Source organism: Sphingobacterium sp. UBA5996 (assembly GCF_002429765.1).
Taxonomy (GTDB): domain Bacteria; phylum Bacteroidota; class Bacteroidia; order Sphingobacteriales; family Sphingobacteriaceae; genus Sphingobacterium.
In genome coordinates, this window is record NZ_DJAS01000005.1 from 83,671 (window position 1) to 102,731 (window position 19,061).

General features: G+C 44.1%; 17 protein-coding genes. 7 read left to right on the plus strand and 10 right to left on the minus strand.

Annotation, left to right across the window (positions count from 1 at the left end; translation table 11 throughout):
- Positions 1-20: 20 nt before the first annotated feature.
- Positions 21-281 (minus strand): hypothetical protein, encoded by a 261-nt coding sequence (locus B3E00_RS04290; protein WP_293884484.1) that lies wholly within the window; start codon positions 279-281, stop codon positions 21-23.
- A 364-nt stretch (positions 282-645) separates the two neighbouring features.
- On the opposite strand from B3E00_RS04290, the gene B3E00_RS04295 reads away from it, so the two are divergent.
- Together B3E00_RS04295 and B3E00_RS04300 are read left to right on the plus strand one after the other, a co-directional pair.
- The gene (locus B3E00_RS04295; RefSeq protein WP_293937104.1) at positions 646-2,994 is read left to right on the plus strand and encodes a GAF domain-containing protein; all 2,349 of its coding nucleotides are present in this window, start codon (positions 646-648) and stop codon (positions 2,992-2,994) included.
- A gap of 121 nt (positions 2,995-3,115) precedes the next feature.
- Positions 3,116-5,194 carry an ATP-binding protein gene (locus tag B3E00_RS04300; RefSeq protein WP_293937106.1) on the plus strand — a complete coding sequence of 693 codons (2,079 nt, stop codon included), beginning with the start codon at positions 3,116-3,118 and terminating at the stop codon, positions 5,192-5,194.
- Between the two features lie 67 nt (positions 5,195-5,261).
- On the opposite strand, the gene B3E00_RS04305 is transcribed toward B3E00_RS04300, so the two are convergent.
- From B3E00_RS04305 to B3E00_RS04315, 3 genes are all read right to left on the minus strand, one after another.
- Positions 5,262-5,639 carry a response regulator gene (locus tag B3E00_RS04305; RefSeq protein WP_293937108.1) on the minus strand — a complete coding sequence of 126 codons (378 nt, stop codon included), beginning with the start codon at positions 5,637-5,639 and terminating at the stop codon, positions 5,262-5,264.
- A 205-nt stretch (positions 5,640-5,844) separates the two neighbouring features.
- A complete protein-coding gene (locus B3E00_RS04310; protein ID WP_293937110.1) occupies positions 5,845-6,927 on the minus strand; it encodes a PAS domain-containing sensor histidine kinase in 1,083 nt (360 codons plus the stop codon).
- A 253-nt stretch (positions 6,928-7,180) separates the two neighbouring features.
- A complete protein-coding gene (locus tag B3E00_RS04315) occupies positions 7,181-7,831 on the minus strand; it encodes a transcriptional regulator (protein ID WP_293937113.1) in 651 nt (216 codons plus the stop codon).
- Between the two features lie 330 nt (positions 7,832-8,161).
- Here B3E00_RS04315 and B3E00_RS04320 point away from each other — a divergent pair, with 330 nt between their 5' ends.
- The 3 genes from B3E00_RS04320 (at position 8,162) to B3E00_RS04330 (ending at position 11,365) form a co-directional block, all read left to right on the plus strand.
- Positions 8,162-9,157: an aldo/keto reductase gene (locus B3E00_RS04320; protein ID WP_293937115.1), complete on the plus strand. Its 996-nt coding sequence runs from the start codon at positions 8,162-8,164 to the stop codon at positions 9,155-9,157.
- A gap of 109 nt (positions 9,158-9,266) precedes the next feature.
- Positions 9,267-10,196 carry a helix-turn-helix domain-containing protein gene (locus B3E00_RS04325; protein ID WP_293937117.1) on the plus strand — a complete coding sequence of 310 codons (930 nt, stop codon included), beginning with the start codon at positions 9,267-9,269 and terminating at the stop codon, positions 10,194-10,196.
- Positions 10,197-10,303: 107 nt separating this feature from the next.
- Positions 10,304-11,365 carry a fatty acid desaturase family protein gene (locus tag B3E00_RS04330; protein WP_293884476.1) on the plus strand — a complete coding sequence of 354 codons (1,062 nt, stop codon included), beginning with the start codon at positions 10,304-10,306 and terminating at the stop codon, positions 11,363-11,365.
- A gap of 5 nt (positions 11,366-11,370) precedes the next feature.
- Here B3E00_RS04330 and B3E00_RS04335 read toward each other — a convergent pair whose 3' ends face one another.
- Positions 11,371-12,312, minus strand: a complete 942-nt coding sequence (locus tag B3E00_RS04335; RefSeq protein ID WP_293884475.1) for a helix-turn-helix transcriptional regulator — start codon at positions 12,310-12,312, stop codon at positions 11,371-11,373.
- 114 nt (positions 12,313-12,426) lie between these two features.
- Here B3E00_RS04335 and B3E00_RS04340 point away from each other — a divergent pair, with 114 nt between their 5' ends.
- Positions 12,427-13,599: an FAD-dependent oxidoreductase gene (locus tag B3E00_RS04340; protein WP_293937119.1), complete on the plus strand. Its 1,173-nt coding sequence runs from the start codon at positions 12,427-12,429 to the stop codon at positions 13,597-13,599.
- A 101-nt stretch (positions 13,600-13,700) separates the two neighbouring features.
- On the opposite strand, the gene B3E00_RS04345 is transcribed toward B3E00_RS04340, so the two are convergent.
- Positions 13,701-14,144, minus strand: a complete 444-nt coding sequence (locus B3E00_RS04345; RefSeq protein ID WP_209581170.1) for a hypothetical protein — start codon at positions 14,142-14,144, stop codon at positions 13,701-13,703.
- A gap of 238 nt (positions 14,145-14,382) precedes the next feature.
- Between B3E00_RS04345 and B3E00_RS04350 the strand changes: the two genes are divergently transcribed.
- A complete protein-coding gene (locus tag B3E00_RS04350) occupies positions 14,383-15,393 on the plus strand; it encodes a S41 family peptidase (protein WP_293937120.1) in 1,011 nt (336 codons plus the stop codon).
- Here the strand turns inward: B3E00_RS04350 and B3E00_RS04355 are convergent, their stop codons facing one another.
- From B3E00_RS04355 to B3E00_RS04370, 4 genes are all read right to left on the minus strand, one after another.
- Positions 15,394-16,296, minus strand: a complete 903-nt coding sequence (locus tag B3E00_RS04355; RefSeq protein WP_293937122.1) for a helix-turn-helix domain-containing protein — start codon at positions 16,294-16,296, stop codon at positions 15,394-15,396.
- A 65-nt stretch (positions 16,297-16,361) separates the two neighbouring features.
- The gene (locus B3E00_RS04360) at positions 16,362-17,210 is read right to left on the minus strand and encodes an SDR family NAD(P)-dependent oxidoreductase (protein ID WP_293937124.1); all 849 of its coding nucleotides are present in this window, start codon (positions 17,208-17,210) and stop codon (positions 16,362-16,364) included.
- 169 nt (positions 17,211-17,379) lie between these two features.
- Positions 17,380-17,640: a hypothetical protein gene (locus B3E00_RS04365; protein ID WP_293937127.1), complete on the minus strand. Its 261-nt coding sequence runs from the start codon at positions 17,638-17,640 to the stop codon at positions 17,380-17,382.
- Between the two features lie 282 nt (positions 17,641-17,922).
- Complete coding sequence (locus B3E00_RS04370) at positions 17,923-19,032, minus strand: efflux RND transporter periplasmic adaptor subunit (protein ID WP_293937130.1); 1,110 nt, start codon at positions 19,030-19,032, stop codon at positions 17,923-17,925.
- Positions 19,033-19,061: the final 29 nt, after the last annotated feature.

Sequence of the window (19,061 nt, forward strand, 5' to 3'; positions counted from 1 at the left end):
TACGACCTTATTTCCACCTATTACGCCTGTGCGCTATCATCACTATTACGGTCTACCGACAATAAAAAGAGTAGTTTATCGATCGCTGGCCTGTGCCATTCTTCCGGCAGATCACCGCTGAGATAAGCCAGTTGTTCATCTAAGATGAGCTGGCATCCATCCATTGTAATGCGTGCATATTCGTTTTGGCCTTCCTCCCGACCTACTTCAAAATCAAAATACTTTTCTATTCCTTCGTCGTTGGTCACGGGAATCCCCGTAAATGTAGTTCTCTCTTCCATGGTATTAGTTTTTAATTTTCATATGCGTTGTCATATCCTTATTGCTGTTGCCAGCCTTCTGACCTCTGCCTGCGTTTCCCAATCGCTGAGCTCAAGTTAATCGCTGCTTTAAGCAACCCCCTATTCCTTCTGTGCGATCTGATTCCGCTTGCTTGCGTCTTTTGTGTATAGAACAAGCGCATGACCATACAGTTTGGTGCTTTTACGATTATTAACCTATAGCTAGACAGCAGTGGACGGAGCCGATATGACATCCTTCCGTAAAAACGGAAAAATGTATTTAAAATCCGTTCTGCAATCGCCGATTATTTTTTATTTTTGTACATCTTCCAGCAATAATCTAATTTAGTCGGGAACAACCATTATGCAGTTTAATTTCGCCTTTGATTCCAGTCCGTTCAAAACCCTGATCGCTTTTCACAAGATTATACCCGCCTTTGAAAAAGCCGCCTTATCGCCGATCGATTTTCAGGCCGCTTACGCGCGCTCGTTACTGGACGAAATCAAGAAATATCCCCAACTAATCGAAGGTGTGGAGAAAGCTGACGATCTGTTGCGCTACGAGCCCATCATCAGGGTGCTGCTGGCAGACCTGTTCCCGAGCTCACTAACACACAATGAGATCAAGGCCGTTACGATTCCCTTTCATCTCTACACGTTCAATCACACCGCAAGACTCGAAAAAATCTTAAGCGATGCTGGCGATCACTATGAATTCAGTCTTCGCGACATCTCTGCCGACACCTATTATATTCTCAATTGCTGCGTCATCATCAGCCAGTATTATGGCTTTAAGGTAGATGCTATGGATGCGCCCCAATTTTTGGATATTCCAGATAAAAATAATATTATCCATCATTACCGCGTATTGTTCAATGCCGATTTTATGGATATTATCCCCACTGAACGCACTGTGCATCTTTCAGAAGAAGATATTGTTGAATTGATCGACAATTTTTCGGATATTGCCTTATGGAAATCCAAATTCCCCGAACGGAGCTGGATCTTAAAAGGCTTTGCCATAATGACCCTTTTTGATGCCACCATTGAAAATGCGGTATCGAGCTTCAAGAGTAATCTACTCCGCGAGAAAAGCGCAATCCAGCTGGCAGAAATTGAAAATATTTTTAGGTCTATCTACAAAATTAGCGATCTGCGCATCGGTCTCACCTCATTTGAAAAGGTCCGAAACGAATACAACTTACGGATTGTCGAAAAACAGCTTTACAGCCATCTGCTCTACGATTCCACGATCACCGAGTGTGAAGAGATGCTCTGCAGCGACACCCTCGAGAGCCTGCTGACAAAAGATGAATATCTTGTCGTGCCCGATATCGACAAGATGCCCATCACTGATCCGAAACAGGCCTATTTTATCAATAAGCTGAAGCAGCAGCAGGTCAAGAGCTTTATTTTTGTGCCCCTTATCGAAGGCGGCAAAGTTTTGGGTCTGCTGGAGATGTCATCGTCGCGGGTACGCGAACTCAATTCTGTCAATGCCAACAAGCTCAACTTTATTCTGCCTTTTATTAAAGATAAAGTGTCCAAAGCATTTTCCGAGACAGAAAATCAGATCGAGGCAGTGATCCAAAAGGAATACACCTCCATCCACCCGAGTGTCAAATGGCGGTTTCAGGAAGAAGCTGTCCACTTTCTGAACGACCGCGCTTTCGGAAAAGACTATGCCCTGCAGGAGATTGTCTTCGATCATGTCTATCCGCTTTACGGACAGATCGACGTACAGGGTTCATCAGAATCGCGCAACCAAGCTATACGGCAGGATCTGTTCAACCAAAACAGCGAACTGATCACCCTATTCACAGCCGTCAATCAAACACAAAAATTACCCTTGTTTGAGCAGAAGATTTTCGATCTGGAAAGAAACCTGGCGGCACTTCAGCATGCGTTGCTGACGGATACCGAACAACAGATGCTCGATTATTTTCATGCTGACATCCATCCTATACTGGAGAATTTCCGTAAAAGCACCCGAGATGCCCACATTGTCGATGCAATTGACCGGTATTTTGAACGTATCAACCCCGCAATCGGCGGTTTTTATGAGGCGCGTCGCGATTATGACAGTTCCATCACCCTCATCAATAAAAAGCTCGTGGCCGTGTTGGACGAAAAACAGGTCGAAGCCCAAGAATATTTCCCCCATTATTACGAACGCTACAAAACGGATGGTATCGAACACAATATGTATATTGGTGCATCCATTGCGCCCGACCGCAACTTTGAGCTGTATTACCTGCGCAACTTACGCTTATGGCAGCTGCAGGTCATGTGCGCAATGGAACACGAATTTAAGTTGCTGCAGCCCTCACTGCCGCATCAACTGGAGGTGACCTCGCTAGTGCTTGTCTTTGCAACACCTATTTCCATCCGTTTCCGGATGGACGAAAAACAGTTTGATATCGACGGTTCCTACAATGTACGGTATGAAATTGCCAAGAAACGCATCGACAAAGCAAAGATTAAAGGAAAATCGGAGCGCATTACCCAAAAAGGAAAACTGGTCATAGTCTATTCCACCATTCACGAAGAAACCGAATACCTGGGCTATATAAAACTGCTTCAGCACAAAGGCCTGCTCGAGGCTGATATCGAACAGTTTGAGGTGGAAGACCTACAGGGGCTGATCGGTTTGAAAGCCATACGCGTAGGTTTCACATTTCAGGAGGTTGAGGTATTAAACCATGTTCATTAATGAGCCAGCACAGCTAACTGACGACTCCGAACAGCTTTATTATACAAAAATTAATTTTATTGCATCGGCGTAGTATATCTGCCAAGATTGGGTTATCTTTACGTAAAGATAATCCGGTCATATGACAGAAGATGTATTCAGCGAAGCGGCCACACCACGTAGGGAAATTGAAAGGATTGCCGCACTGCAGCGTTACGAAATTATGGATAGCCCTTCCGAAAAAATTTTTGATGGCCTGTTGGAAATAGCGGCACAGGTTTTTCGGACGCCGGTACTATTACTCTCCTTTGTTGACGCAGAACGGATCTTTGTTAAGTCAGCTATCGGCATCGATCCGATACAGATTAGCCGTACGGATAGCCTTCTATCGCACATCATCCAACAAGGCAAGGTGTGGGTCAGCACGGAAGCTAATTTTGGCGGGGTACATCGACTGCGCTTCTATGCTGCTGCCCCATTGATCACTTCCGATGGATTTCATATCGGTACATTCAGTATTGCTGATTATCAATGTCGCGAATTTAGTGCCGCCGAAGAGCGCATGCTGGCGTCCTTTGCCCGTACTGCAATGGATCAGGTCGCTTTACGTTATGCAGCCATTGAAAACGTCCAAGAAGTGGCTTCCACCAATATCAACCTAGCCAATATGCAGCAGCGGCTGCTCGACCTCAACAGCGAGCTGGAGGCTACAAACGAGCAGCTCACGCTCACCAACAGCAAGTTGTATAAATCCTATGACATCACGCTATTGCTCAATAAGAATCTGAAAAAGAGCGAGCAGCGTTTAAAATCATTTATTACCAAGGCTCCGATTGCTTTCGCCATTCTAACAGGCCGCGAATTGACGATTGAAGTGGCCAATGATATGGTGCTCAAAATCTGGGGCAAAACCACCGCTGTCATCGGGCATCCGCTGGCCACTGCATTGCCAGAGCTGCAAGATCAGCCTTATCTCGATATTCTTTATAACGTGTTTACCAGTGGGGAAACCTATATTGGTGATACCGCGCCTGTCATGCTTGAATATGACGGCGTACTATCTCAACAGTATTTTGACTTTATCTATGAACCCTTAAGTGGCGAGGATGGAAAAACGGAATCAATCATTGTAATTGCCAATAGGGTGACCGATCGTATCCTTCAGAAAGAACATCTTGAAGCACTCAACCAGCAATTGGAAATCGCATTGAAAGCGGGAGAATTGGGAACCTACCACCTCGATATTCAAAACTGGAAAAACAATGCATCAGCCACCTGCAAAAGCCATTTCGGTCTTCCCCCAACAGGAGACTTTCAATTTAAAGACTTTATACAAGCCATTGTGCCCGAGCATCGTGAGGCGGTAGAGCAAAAAGTTCAGGAAGCTATTGCTAAGAATATAACCTATCAGGCCGAATATCTTACGTGTTGGCCCGATGGCTCGCTACATTGGATCAATTCTTCGGGGCTAACCCGTTATGATGCCGAAGGGAAACCCTTGGACCTCATCGGCGTCACCGTAGATGTCACCAAACGCAAAAATTACGAAGCCCAGAAAGAGGATTTTCTCAGTATCGCCAGCCATGAGCTCAAAACTCCCATTACCAGTTTACGGGGCACAATACAGATGCTGGAGATGCTCAAGGATAAATCGGCAGATGTTACCATCAGCAAACTGATTGACATGTCGGGCGTCAGTGTCAAAAAAATAACAGCACTGGTCGATGATCTGCTCAATATGCACCGCATCAGTTTGGGGCAATTAAAACTGAATAAAACACCTATTTCAGCGGCTAAAGTGATCCGCTCCTGCTTCCAGGATATCAATATTATCGGCAAGCATCAGCTCAATTTGATCGGCGATCTTGACGCTGTGATCAATGCCGATGAGCAGCGTATCGAACAAGTCGTTTCCAACCTCATCAATAATGCGATCAAATATGCGCCCGAATCCTATAAAATTGATGTGCGGATCGAAAAGAAAGCCGACGATGTGAAAATCCACGTTCGAGATTATGGCGAAGGTATTGCCCCCGAACTACAGCATCAAATTTTCGAACGCTATTACCGGGTCTATCCTGACGGAAAAAAATACTCTGGCCTCGGATTGGGGCTGTATATTTCTGCTGAAATCGTGCGTCGGCATGGCGGTGAAATCGGAGTGGATAGCACACCGGGCGAAGGTAGTAATTTTTGGTTTACCATACCCCATGCTTTTTAATTCTGCCACTATACTGCATCGTTTTTCATGTCGGCAAATCGACCACAGCACTTTCATTACATGCTGATCAAGCTGTCGAGCGACATGTCATTTTTGTACATTTCTCGAGCTGATAGTATAGCTCATTTAAGTCCAAAGGTTTTGGTAAAAAGCTATCCGCACCCCATGCCTTTGCCGACTCACTATCCGCCAGATTGGCAGACATCATGATCACCGGAATAGTTTTGAAGGTTTTAGAAAAAAGACTTTGCAAGATTAGATTACCGTCAAACTGCCAATGCATTTCTGCGCTCATGAGCACGATATCGGGATGAATGCTTTCAACTGCACCTATCAGCTTTTTTGATTGGGAAATGGTATACACCTCATACTTATCCGTTAAAACCAATAAAAGAGCCTCCAATACCATTGAGCTCTCATCGCAAACTATTATTTTTCTTTTCATCTTTTTCCATCTTTAAATGAACAGAAAAAGGAAGTCCTTTTTCCGTTCATTTAAATCAGAACTTGCATTCAACAACAATAGTTTTAAATAAATGAAAATAGACATACAGTCTTTAAACGCCACGTTAAAGTCGTTTTATAAAGCTTCATTGCCCATCAAAAGTCTGGTGCATGTTAGCGGATGTCTCTATTGAAGAGCCGATGACCTACTTGTTATAAGGGAGCGTAAAAGAGATATCGGTACCCGGTCCCTCCTTTTCAAGAATCTTGATCTGGCCACCGTGCCGCAATATGATATCGGCGCATAGAAACAATCCAATACCAAGTCCTTCGATATGCCCCTCACGATTGGCCCGATAAAACTTCTCAAATACTTTTTTCCGATCTTCTGATTTTATGCCCATCCCCAGATCACTCACCACGATGGATACTTCATCCCGAAGGGCTACCGCCTTGATATGCACGGGCGATTTTCCGTCGCTATACTTAATCGCATTATTGATCAGGTTGGTGATGACCTGTCCAATACGATATCCGTCAGCCTGCAGAAAGACATCCTGTTCAGGTATATGCACTTGTATATGACTTTCAGGGAACACCAGTCCAGCGTTTTGGCTTATTTCAAGGATGAGTTGTGATAGGTTTATTTCGGTCTTATCCAATGTAATGCCTCTGGCCATAACCATCACAGGTGCAACCATTTCATTGAGCAATCGGTTGATACGCTCGGTGGCTTTAAGCGCATTGTGAATCAATTTATTGGATAGCGTATCATCTTGTACTTCCAATTTCCTTTCCAGCATCTGCAGTGTTCCTTTCACAGATGACAGCGGAGTCTTGATTTCATGCATGGCAATGCTCAACATTTCGTCGCGCAAAATTTCCAGTTCTTTCTTTTCGGTAATATCAAGCGTTGTTCCCGATATGACCTGCGGATAACCGGCCTCGTCATAAGTGACCCATCCACGCGCCTCAATCCAATGTATGCTATTATCGCTATGACGTACGCGGTACTGCGCGTTATAGGGAATTTGGAGTTCAATAGACCGGGCCACGCAATCTTGCATCGCTTCTAGGTCTTCTTCTACGATACAGCCCAGCATATCACTGTAACTAAACTCCTTCGTCGTGTCCCACCCAAAATTTCTTTTGCACTGATCCGTGCAAGACATATAATTTTTTTCTACCAAGCTTACTTCCCAAAAGCCCATACGAGCTTGTTCAAGCGCCTGAGCGAGATGTTTTTGGGATACTGTAAAAGTAGAATCCGCACCATACAAGTTAATCATACAGTTGAATAAAGTTAGCGGCCCTCATGAACCGCGGTAAAGGTACAAATTTATAATATTATTAGTATTACAATTTTTATAACAGATGAATTCCTACAAAAGTTGGCACCTTTATCGGGCTTTGACGACCCTCTTAATTAGCCACTGCCACGAGCGAAGTGGGTCGTGTTCCAATGTAAAATAGCCTATACACAAAAAGCCGAACCCGGGGTTCGGCCATTATTTTAGCTAGCAAATTGCTGAGCAAATCCTTTTAGTTAGACGCCGGATATGTCGGTGCAGGGTAATCCCGGTCGACATGCATTTGATCGATTAAAATTTCACGGATCAGATGACGCATCCGGATATCATCGACAGCAATTTTAACGATCTTATTGTTGTAATAGGTATCACTTTCAAATTCAAGCTCAATCTTCTTGGCAAATGCGGGCGCTATCGATTTATAGTTAAGTACGAGCTCCGTTTCCTTGTCTGCTATTTTTTTTAGGGTCAACGTCCAGGTTACCCCGTACTCCGGAGAGAAGAAAATCTTTCTTGGCGGTGGCACTTTCAATTTTTTATCCTTTAACGTATAGGTATGCAAGATATGAATACTCGGTTTCGAAACGTCCTTTGCCGCTTCAGCGACTAGTTTATTAAACTTCTTTTCGTCGTCCACCACAGTTTCGATACTTAAACCCTGTTCTTCAATTTCAAAGGTAGCCGTCGTATCGGTTGCTGCAAGCGGTGTGACCTGTATTTTGCTATCTCCGTTCCTGCCGGATATGTCGGAAACCGCTTCCTTCACACGGTCAAACCCTGCGGGTATGCGCTGCGGGAGCAGTTTAGTCGTTACTATTTGCGCCTGTACATTTCCTACTACCGCCGCTAGAAGAAGCAGTATACAACAATATTTTCTCATCATGATTATTTAAATTATCCATTGAAGCCTATCATGCGCTCAATTTTGATGTAATTTAAGCGTTTTTATGATCGATTTGTTCAGCGATTTAATATTTACCTGCAGCCGTTTACAATTCGTCATCGCTGTGCCGACATTCGTTGCGGTGCGGTCGCCTGGCTCTGCCTATCCATCAACGAGATCCCTTAGTTGCTCTGATCACCGGAGCATGTACGAAAAGGTATACGGGCAAGTATGCCTTACGATCCGTAATTCGGTTACATTATTCTGTAATTGGGGTAAGTGGCCAACGGGTCTTGCACCGTAATTTTGAGTAACAAAAAAAAGCAGCAAATGAAAACAAGAAAACTAGGCAGCCAAGGGCTCGAAATTCCAATGATAGGGCTCGGCTGTATGGGGATGAGCAGTTTTGCGTCCACCGGCGATATTTACGGCAAGGCCGACGAAAAAGAATCCATTGCGACCATCCATCGATCCTTAGCACTGGGCGGCAACTTTTTGGATACTGCCGATCTCTACGGTCCTTTTGAAAACGAAAAGCTTATCGCCAAAGCCATCAAGGGTAAGCGGAATGAGTTTATCATCGCCAGCAAATTCGGCTTTGAGATTGATGCCAGCGGCCAAGTGACCTGGCGTATCAATGGCCGGCCAGATTATATCCAAAAGTCAATCGAACGCTCCCTTAAAAACCTCGATACCGATGTAATTGATCTATACTATATGCACCGGCCTGATCCAAATGTGCCTATTGAAGAAACTGTCGGTGCCATGGCCGAACTGGTCAAAGCCGGGAAAGTCCGGTACCTGGGCATCTCAGAAGTCAGTGCCGAGCAAATAAAAAAAGCGCATGCGACCTTTCCGATTACGGCGGTGCAGAATGAAATTTCCCTCTTCGGACGTGAGGTAGAAACCAACGGCGTATACGAACTCACACAAGCGCAGGGCATCGGCCTCGTCGCCTATTCCCCCTTGGGCCGCGGATTTATTACCGGACAGATCAAGTCGCCGGACGATATTCCAGCAGATGATTTTCGCAGACTTATTCCACGCTTTCAGGGCGAGCAGTTTTACAAAAACCTGGCGCTCGTGCGCGAGCTTGAACAAATCGGCATGGAAAAACAAGTTACTCCGTCCCAGCTGGCCCTTGCCTGGCTCATCCAAAAAGACATTGTGCCCATACCTGGCACAAAAAAGGTACGCTATCTGGAACAGAATATCGCAGCGACCGAAATCCTGTTGACTCCCGAAGAGCTACAGCGCATTGAGGCTATTCTACCCGTAGGACTCGATACCGGATCGCGCGATGTCAGCATACCGCTGCAATCCTAGAAAATATAGATGTCATGTTTGCCCAAAGCGCATGACATTTTACTTAAATTAGCGTATCATACACTAGGCAATACGACCATGTCAATGATATTTAATAGGCCCTACGACCATGTCAAAAAAAGAACCAGCATTCGTTAAGATAAATAGCATCGCGGAGTATCATGAGGCATTGCAGTTGCCCAAACCGCAGCACCCGCTTTTCAGTATCACCGATTTCTCGCAGAACAAGCATACACATCCCTCGGTAGAAACCACCTTTCTACTCAATCTCTACTGTATTTCCGTCAAGGAAGATGCGCAGTGCGTGTTGCGCTATGGCCCCCATCACTACGACTTTCGGGAGGGCCTAATGACCTTCTTTAAGCCCGGTCAGGCCATTACTGTAGATCCGACGAGCTCCGATGTCAAAGTTGGCTATTCCGTTGTTTTCCACCCAGATTTTATTCGTACCTATGAGCTGGCAAACAACATCGGTAGCTATAGTTTTTTCGACTATGAGGTCAATGAAGCACTTTTCCTATCCGAAAAGGAAAAGCAGCAGATCAGAACGATTGGAAAGGGTATTTTGAGCGAATATGAAGGTACCATTGACAGCTACAGCCAAGATGCCATTGTCAGTTTTATCGCGTTGTTACTGGTGTATTCACAGCGCTTTTACGACCGTCAGTTTATCACCCGTAAAGCACACAATATACCATTGGTTAGCCGGTTTGAGCAGTTGCTCGATGAATACTTCGACGCCGGCACAGAACACACCGGCCTCCCGCAGGTAGGGTACTTTGCGGAACGGTTGAATATGTCAAAAAACTATTTAAGCGATCTACTGCGGGCGCAAACCGGTGAGAGTGCACAGAACCACATCCAACATAAGATCATCGAAAAAGCAAAAAATCTGCTTTCACGGTCTCAACTTTCTGTCGCCGAAATCGCCTATCAGCTCGGATTTGAACAGCCACAGTCCCTCAATCGATTATTTAAAAAGAAAACATCGGTCTCCCCACTTGAATTTAGGAGAACGATAAGCTTTAACAATCTTTAACTTTATTATTATAATCAATCGAATAAATTAGCGTACCTTTATCACAATTCAATCACTCAAGATCGGATTATAAAAAAAGAAAGAATATCTCTCCCGTAAAAAGTCAAATGTCCCAGTCTGTAAAATTCAGCAATGTAAATACATTGTTCTCTAAAACCCTAAAACAAAAAATCAATACTTATTTTCAAACTTCGCTGCAACCCAAAACGGGGAATCGTAAAATTTACCTGAAGGCCGCTATCCTGCTCGTCAGCTTTATAGTGTTATATGGGCTGCTCGTATTCGCGCCCCTGCACTGGAGCGTTGCAATCGTATTATGCCTTATTTTTGGTATCAACCTCGCTGCTATTGGCTTTAATATCATGCATGATGCGGGGCACAATTCTTTTTCAGACAACAAACGCCTCAATACATTACTATCCTACTCGCTCAATCTATTGGGCGGTAATATCTACTTTTGGAAACTCAAACATAATATCGCCCACCATACCTACACCAATATCGATGGCGAAGACCACGATATTGAGGTTAAATTTATGCGTATACATCACGACCAGAAACTGTGTAAGCACCATCGCTATCAACGGTTTTACTTTCCGTTGCTCTATGGAATTTCCTATTTGGCATGGATCTTTTACCAGGATTATGAGAAGTATTTTCGTGGCCGTATGGGCGATAAAATTGAGCGATTTCATTTTCCACTCAGCGAACGTATTATTTTCTGGGTTAGTAAGCTTGTTCACCTCAGCTTATTTGTCATTATTCCGGTGATCTTCGTAGGATGGCTGCCCACGCTTATCGGACTGCTGATCTCAGGTACGGTTTGTGGCATGAGTCTGGCCACCGTATTTCAACTGGCCCATGTAGTTGAGGAGACCGAATTCAAAACCATTGACCAGTCTAAGGTCGAAGAAGAATGGATGATCCACCAGATCCAGTCCACCGCAAATTTTGCTACCCGCAACAAGGTACTAACCTGGTTGCTTGGCGGACTCAATTTTCAGGTTGAGCATCATCTTTTTCCAAAAATCAGCCACGTGCATTATCCCGCACTCAACCGCATCGTCAAGCAGACTTGTAGCGAGTATAAAATAAAATACAACGAATTCCGTAGCTTTGGCACTGCCTTTAGGTCGCATTTAAAAGTCCTGGAAGCCATGTCAAAATAGGCTCATTACGTATCGTACTGTTTTTTAGATCCGGAGGAAGTACGCTTGTGCAGCTGCATCCATTTTTTCGGTTTAGATCCGAAATGGCTTTCGAATAATCTGCCAAAATAACTTAAGTTGCTAAATCCTAAGCGGTACCCAGTTTCAGAAACAGATAATAACTCGTCCCTTAAAAGCCGTCCAGCCTCCTGCATACGCAGACGCTGATAATAAGGATACATTCCCATACCGAAAACCTGTGTAAAAAGCTTACGAAGTTTAATGACATTCATACCACTTATTTTCACTAATTCTTCCTGAAGAAAAGGCCGGTCCATGTAGTTCGCTAGCTGATCCCTCACCCGATAGATCGATTCGAGTTCATATTTTGTCAATTGCTGATGAGTGACCTGCGTTCTGGCAGACAGGTTTTTAAACAGATGAAAGAGTAACTCGAGTGATTTTAACCTATAAAAGGCATCAGAAAGCGGTTCACCACAGCTAGACTTCGCTATCTCATTGGCAATTGCCGCTATTTCTGGCGACATAAATTCTTCAATCCAGAGCGTTTTATCGTTATCAAACAGATAATCGAATGTGCGGTGTGCTTTTCCAATGAAACTTTTTAAATAATCGAGACTCACCAGAATGGTTACCTGCTGGATATTCACGGCTTTTGGAAATGTCAACTCGGTTGCCACATGTAAGGGTACGATGCGGACATGTGGTTGTACCTGCGGAGTTGAGGGCGAATGAATGATATTCTGAAACGAAATGGATACCCCATTTTCGATGATTTTGATCGGCTCCCTTCGAAAGCAAAAGGTTTGCTTGGCCACTACCGAACGAATCATAAGCAGCATTTCGGGCAACAGATCGACCATCTTAAGCTCATTCAGTTCGAGCATTTCCAATTCGGATCTGTCGGGCGATAGCGAAACGCCCAAGCGATCCACCCAGTAGCTCATTTCTTCATTTTTTAGCGACACTACTCATTTTATTGGACTAATTTTGCTTTTTATTGAACTATTTTAGCCTTAAAAGTATGCATAAATTTGCATTAATCCTTACAAATAAAAGCAATGAAAAAACATATCTTAGTTACCGGTGCCGGAATTGCCGGCTTGACCGCAGCAAATTTCTTGGCGCAACAAGGTCATTGTGTCACGCTAGTTGATCGCTCACCTTCATTCAGCAAGGCCGGATTTCTTATTTCCCTAAAGAGCTTCGGTGTTAAAATCATGGACGAGCTTGGGCTTAGCGGGGCGCTACAGGCAGCATCATCCCCTTCCGAGACAGTCGATTTTGTTGAAACCAATGACAGCGTTATCCAGCACATCGCTTATGACAAAATGAATGAAAACATCGAACGCTCGGTATTGATATCGCGGGGCGGATTGCACCAGGTATTGCACGAGGCCATCAAAAACGATGTCCATATCCTATTTGAAACCACGCTGGTACAAGTCAATGAAAAGGAAGATTATGCAGAAGTCGAGCTCTCAAACGGGAGTACGCTGTGTGTCGATTTAATTATCGTGTCGGAAGGACTGCGATCCGCTAGTCGGCAGCAGTATTTTGACAACGTACAATTTGAGGATTTCAATATGCTGTACGTAGGCGGCAAATTAAGGCAACATCACCACAAGAAAGTTGGTGCTTTTAAAATCTATATTGATGTAGACAAGATGCTGTCGATCTATCCCATCGCAGAAGATGAGATAGCCATCCAGTGTTATTTACGCAGTTTTGAAGACCTCAAAACGTTGAGAAACAGCGCACCGTCCATTCTTAAAAATGCATTTGGAAGTTACAATGCTGAAGTAAACCATTTGCTGGACAGCTTATTGGATGAAGGTTTATTTTTCATCGACAAAATGGGCATGGTACATACGTCAAACCTGGTCAATGGCAGGATGGTGTTGCTGGGAGATGCAGGCTATTGTCCTACAGCGCTATCGGGCATGGGCGCTTCACTGTCTATTTACGGGGCTAAGGCTTTGGCTCATTATATCGCTCTGGAGCCCGATGACCTGCCGTCCGCCTGTCAAAAATACAACCACCTGATGCAGCCTGTTATCACAAAGTTTCAGGGCAATGCGAAGAATAATGCCTTAGCTTTCTTACCCGAAAATGCCTTTCATCTCGAGAAATTTGTTGCGAACTTTCGAAATGCCAGTTTCAGCGATGTCCAGAAAATAATGACAGATCCGATTGTACTGACGAAGGATCAGGAAAATTTTATTTTAGACTAACGATTATACTTTGCCTCTTCGGCCATAAACTGTTTATCAATTCATCACGTTATGCGCAGCGTACTACACCCTGTACATAACGCGATGAAATTGTTTGTTTATTATTTCTTTCCCATGGCCTTCATCGCCATTCCAGCCGCTATTCCGCCGATTACATACCATGCAACGGTCATTAACTTGGTACGATCCGTCTTTTTTATTGGCTCGGCATTCAATCCGGCCTGTTCTGGAATAGTCAATGTCGCTACGCCCACCAAAGTACCCAGCAGTGCCCCTTTGAGCAGCAGGTTGTTCTGACTGCCATATCCGATAAGCGTATACAGCATCGCATTCGATGCGACATCGGCCCCAAAGGTGGCTGCGACCAATGCATTACCTTTTGGCGGTTTAAAACCAGCAAATCGCACCGTTTTTTTCATCGCCTCCTCACCCACTTTATCCACTTCAGGAGCTTTGGAGTCAAACCTTTTGGCAGCACTATGGACTACATTGAGTACGAGCGCACCGAGCAATCCGCCTAACATATTTTTATTCAATCCATTCATATTTTGCTATTTATGTTTTCAATCTTATCGTTACGATTTTTCTACAGTTCTTTTGAGAACACCAGACGGCCATAAATAGTTCAATCGAATCACTTCAGCATTCCATTCTACAAGTTAACCCCCTTGCTTTCTCCCGTCGGGGAAAACCAGTAGCACGCGAAATGCGCACTAAGGCTGTAAAATGATTGCGCGTAATTTCTTATATTTAGCGCTTTATGATATAATTTCATTGTTGCATATGATCCGGTTTTCTCTAGTCCATATTTTAGTATTTTTCTATATTTCCTCCTTTGCCCAAACGTTTAAAATTGACAGCATCAAATCATTTGTGGACACTTCCATTAGCCTGATCCGATCGAATGCTATCGATACCTCCAACATCAACCTGATCGAAAGCCTCTTGTATAACAAAGCAAAAGATCTCGATGCAGTTTCTGACCTTGCTCCTTTGTACACAGGGGTCTTTGAACTGCTCAAGGATCATCACGGGTCTCTCAAATACAAGGCTAGAACCTACAGCTGGGACAGGCCTGAGCGGCCTGAGAGTGCTTATCTGAAAGCAAAGTTAAAAACAGAAAAAGCGGTGGTCAGCCAGATCATTGATCATACAATAGCCTACCTCAGGATACCTGGCAACAATGACTTTGCATTTAAGAAAGTCGACAGCATTGCCAATGATCTCACAGCCCATATCAATAAACTATCCACTGCAAAAATAAAAGCATGGATCATCGACTTAAGAATAAATACCGGCGGCAATATGTATCCTATTTTCTTGGGTTTGCAGGAGTTTATCGGTGATCAAAACATTATTTTCGGAGGTTTTAGAAATGCACAAGGCCTATCGTCCGGACAATGGGAAATCAGGGATGGCCACATGCGTATTGACGGCATTGAACTGCTTAGGCAGGCCCAACAGAAAAACTCCATAAAAAAGGACATTCCCATCGTTATACTCACAAGCTGCTATACCGCCAGCGCCGGTGAAATGACTGCCATATCGCTAATCGGAAGAAAAAACACGTCTATCGTTGGTGAACCAACGGCTGACTATACGACAGCTGTGCAGGGCTTCACGATCAACAAGGATGCTGGAATAAATCTGTCTACCGACTATGTCGTTGACAGAAATTCGAAGATTTACACCGGCAATATCCTTCCGGATGTTGAAGTTTTGCAAGGCGATGACTTTGAAAATCTCAAGAAAGACAAGAAAATCATAAAAGCACTGCAACTGCTCAACAGATAATCAATCCATTTCCCGAAAGCGGAGCGGTGTCATCTGCATCTTTTTTTTAAAGAAATTACTGAAATGAGTGGCCTCTTTAAAACCCAAAGAATAAGCGATTTCGGAGACATTCCATTCGGTATGCCGCAGCAATATTTTGGCCTCCTGCAGCAGACGGTCGGCAATAATCGCGGAGGTAGTCTTTTCAGTGATCTCCTTGACGGCACGGTTGAGGTGATTGACATGGACCGCAAGCTGGCCCGCAAACTCCGAGGGTGAGCGAAAGCCGATCCTTTGCCGCGCATCCTCAATCGGAAACTGACGTGCTAAGAGTTCCAGAAACATATGCGTAATCCGTTGAGATGCATTTGCTTGCTGCTTTTCCACTTTAGAAGCCGTCTGCATGCTATGCGTATAGTGCAGCAGATCAAACACAAGATTTCTCAGCAGATCGTATTTATGCGCATAATCCGAATCTAAGGCATCCTGCATCTTCCCATACACCTGTTTAATATCTTCCAGTTGCCCATCCGTCAGCTCAAATACGGGTAAGGCATTCGGTTTAAACACTTCGTAATCATTGAGGTTGCCAAAATGATGAAAGAATGATGCCGTAAACACACAAAAGAATCCCGACTTATAATCGTCAATCCATTCAAATTTGTAGGGAATCTGCGGATTGGTAAAAAACAAGGCCTGCTTTTTTATTTCAATCACCTTGTCGGCATAATGTATTCTGTTTTTACCAATAATTAGGGTGATCTTATAATAATCTTTTCGACTATACACCACTGGCTTCGTATGCTTCCCTATATATTCATCAATTGTAAAGACATTGAAATGCCCTACCCCATGCTGGATATCCTCCGGAATACGTTCAAATTTAGATTGGTAAAATTCCTCGAGCGACTGCAATTTTTCCATGTGTTGAAGATACGAAAATCAAATAAGACGTGGTCAATGATAATGACAACGTCTCTAATTGTCGCTTAAGAGATTTCGTTAAAATCAGTCGCATAAGAAATAAGCTTATTATTTTCCAGCTCTTCCGAAAGTAACTTGATTTTTTCCGTTGCCCTTTTGTAGGCATCGCTTCCCAAGTAGAGGCGCACAGGAGGATTGGGATGCGCTGCCAGATCGATAAAAACCTGAGCCAGCAGTTCGGGATTGCCGATCTGTGTCCCGTTCATCGCTGCATATCTCTGATGCGAGGTCCTCACCGCGCTGTAGCCATCAATTTTCTTTTGGGCCAAAACAAGTGAACTATCTTGCAGAAACTCGGTGCGGAAAGCTCCCGGCGCCACCAGCGTCACCTTCACGCCAAACTCCTTTACATCTTCTGCCATGACTTCTGATAGTCCTGTTACCGCATATTTTGTGGCAGCATACATTGCCCAGCCAGTTCCCGGGGCAAAACCCGCAATAGAAGAAACATTAATGATGTTGCCCGACCGCTGCTGCCTAAAGTAAGGCATAACGGACTGCATCGTTTTGATGACAGCCATGACGTTAATGTCAAAACTATCTTTGATTTCATCCTGATCTATTTCTTCAACCGCTCCCCCGATGCCGTAGCCTGCATTATTCACCAAAACGTCAATTTTACCAAAGTGAGTAACTGTACGTGCGACAGCTTCACGGATCGCTTTCTCACGTGTCAAATCCACTTCCAGAGGTAAAAAATGCGCCACGTCAACACGTCCTACTGCGTCGATTAATGCCTGCAATTTTCGACTTGTTGCTGCTACGCGATAGCCCTTTTCAACCAGTTTTTTGACCAACGACAGTCCGATACCTTTGGACCCTCCCGTTATAAACCATACTTTATTTGTCTCCATATCAATTTAATTACAGGACAAAGTTAGCATATCGATCAACGGCGGTAGTAACTAAATAGAAACAATAGATAACGAAAATCAAACAATTACAACAAATTGCCTCAAGGTTGGCCAAATGGCACAATTCCTTTATTGTCTACAGAAAGATGAGGCACGATTAAATATGGGTTTAAAGGCGGTACCGAAGCGATAGATTGCGCCAGATCTCGGTAGCAAAGTGCTGATCGGAATACATATTTTCAAAAAACCAGCTGTCGCCTTTCTTTACTAATTTTTGGTCAATTCCATCCAGCAAAATTGGGAGCTCTGTATCGAACTTTGATAAAGATTTTTTTAACAATATCAACTGGTAATCCTGTCCTTTGTACGTTAAACGGAAAACCTGCGAACGATGATGCTCGCTGTTTATCCTGTCAATTGTGCCTTGCATAAATATAAACCTTCTAAAATTTTTAAACTATGGCAATTACGCCAAAACGAATGCGATGAAAGTATGAATATCGATAAATAATCGTGCCAAAAGCGAAGGTCTTTGCTTTAAAAAATGATAATAAATCATCTTTTTTTTAACGCGAATAGTTGCATCCAATTGCTGTGCTGCAGAAAATGAATTTTTAGGTATAACGTCTGAGTCATTGGTCAAAACCCATGGCTAATCAAATTTTGAAAGGCCCCGTGGAGGCCTTTCAAATTACTAAATCACACACTATACTTACTCTTCCAAAGGCAGTTTGACCCCCTCTTTTATTTCGTCATTGGCATGCAGCAAGATTTGATCACTCCTATTCAGCTTTCCAAAAACTTCGGTCGAATCATGTGTGGACACCCCCTCTTTAATATCCACAAAATGAGTTTTGCCGTCTATCAGCTGAATTACGTACTGCCTTTCTGTCGAACGTACAATACTATTGGAGGGCACCAATAACGAATTCGCTCCGGCAGATAAGGGAATATCCACCTCACAGTATAACCCCGGCTTGAGTCTGTTATCCGAGTTGGGCACATCCACCTCTATGGCTTCGGACTGCATCGCACCCAAAGAATTTGCCGAACGCGCAATCATCCCTTCAAATACCTTATTCGGTGTATTATTAAAACGATAGGTCACTTTCTTCGAGAGATCCACTTTATCGACATAAGTCTCCGGGATCTGTACTTCCAACCGGAGTTTATTGAGATCCTGCAAGATCAATAGCGGTTGATCATTCCCTTTTCCCGGTCCTACGAGCGCACCTTCGGAGACGTTACGCTGCACAATCACCCCATTGAAAGGCGCTTTGATATTCAAGTAAGACTGCAGCATCTCAACCTCCTCCACATTTGCTTTTTCCGACATGGCAACCGCTTCGTCCGCTTTCATCTTCGATAACGCATTGTCGAGATCAAGGGGCGACACTGCTCCCTCCTCCTGCGCTGCATTTTTAAGCCTTTTATATTTATCCTTACTCGCCGAAGCCGTTTCCTGAGCCTGTACAAAGCGGGAATGCGCCGCTTGCACCGCGGCCAACATCTCGGGTGCCTCCAACTGCATCAGCAGCTGTCCCTTTTTTACAAGGGTTCCTCTATCCACATAGATATGCTTCACAAAACTGTTCATCTTGGCATAGATATTTACCTCGTTAAAGGGTTTGAGTTTGCCGGGCAGGCGTACACTGCTCGACATTACTTTTTCTTGTATTACGGTGGTCTGGTAGGTACTGGCTTTAGCCGGATTTTTCGGCGTCAGATCAATCGGCTTTTCGGTGTTACCACAAGCCGAAAGTAAGCTTGCCAGCACGAGTACAAAGCCTGTTTTTTTTATCCGTTCTATTTTATTGTTCATGATTTGGTATTTTCTTTAAGGCATGCGCG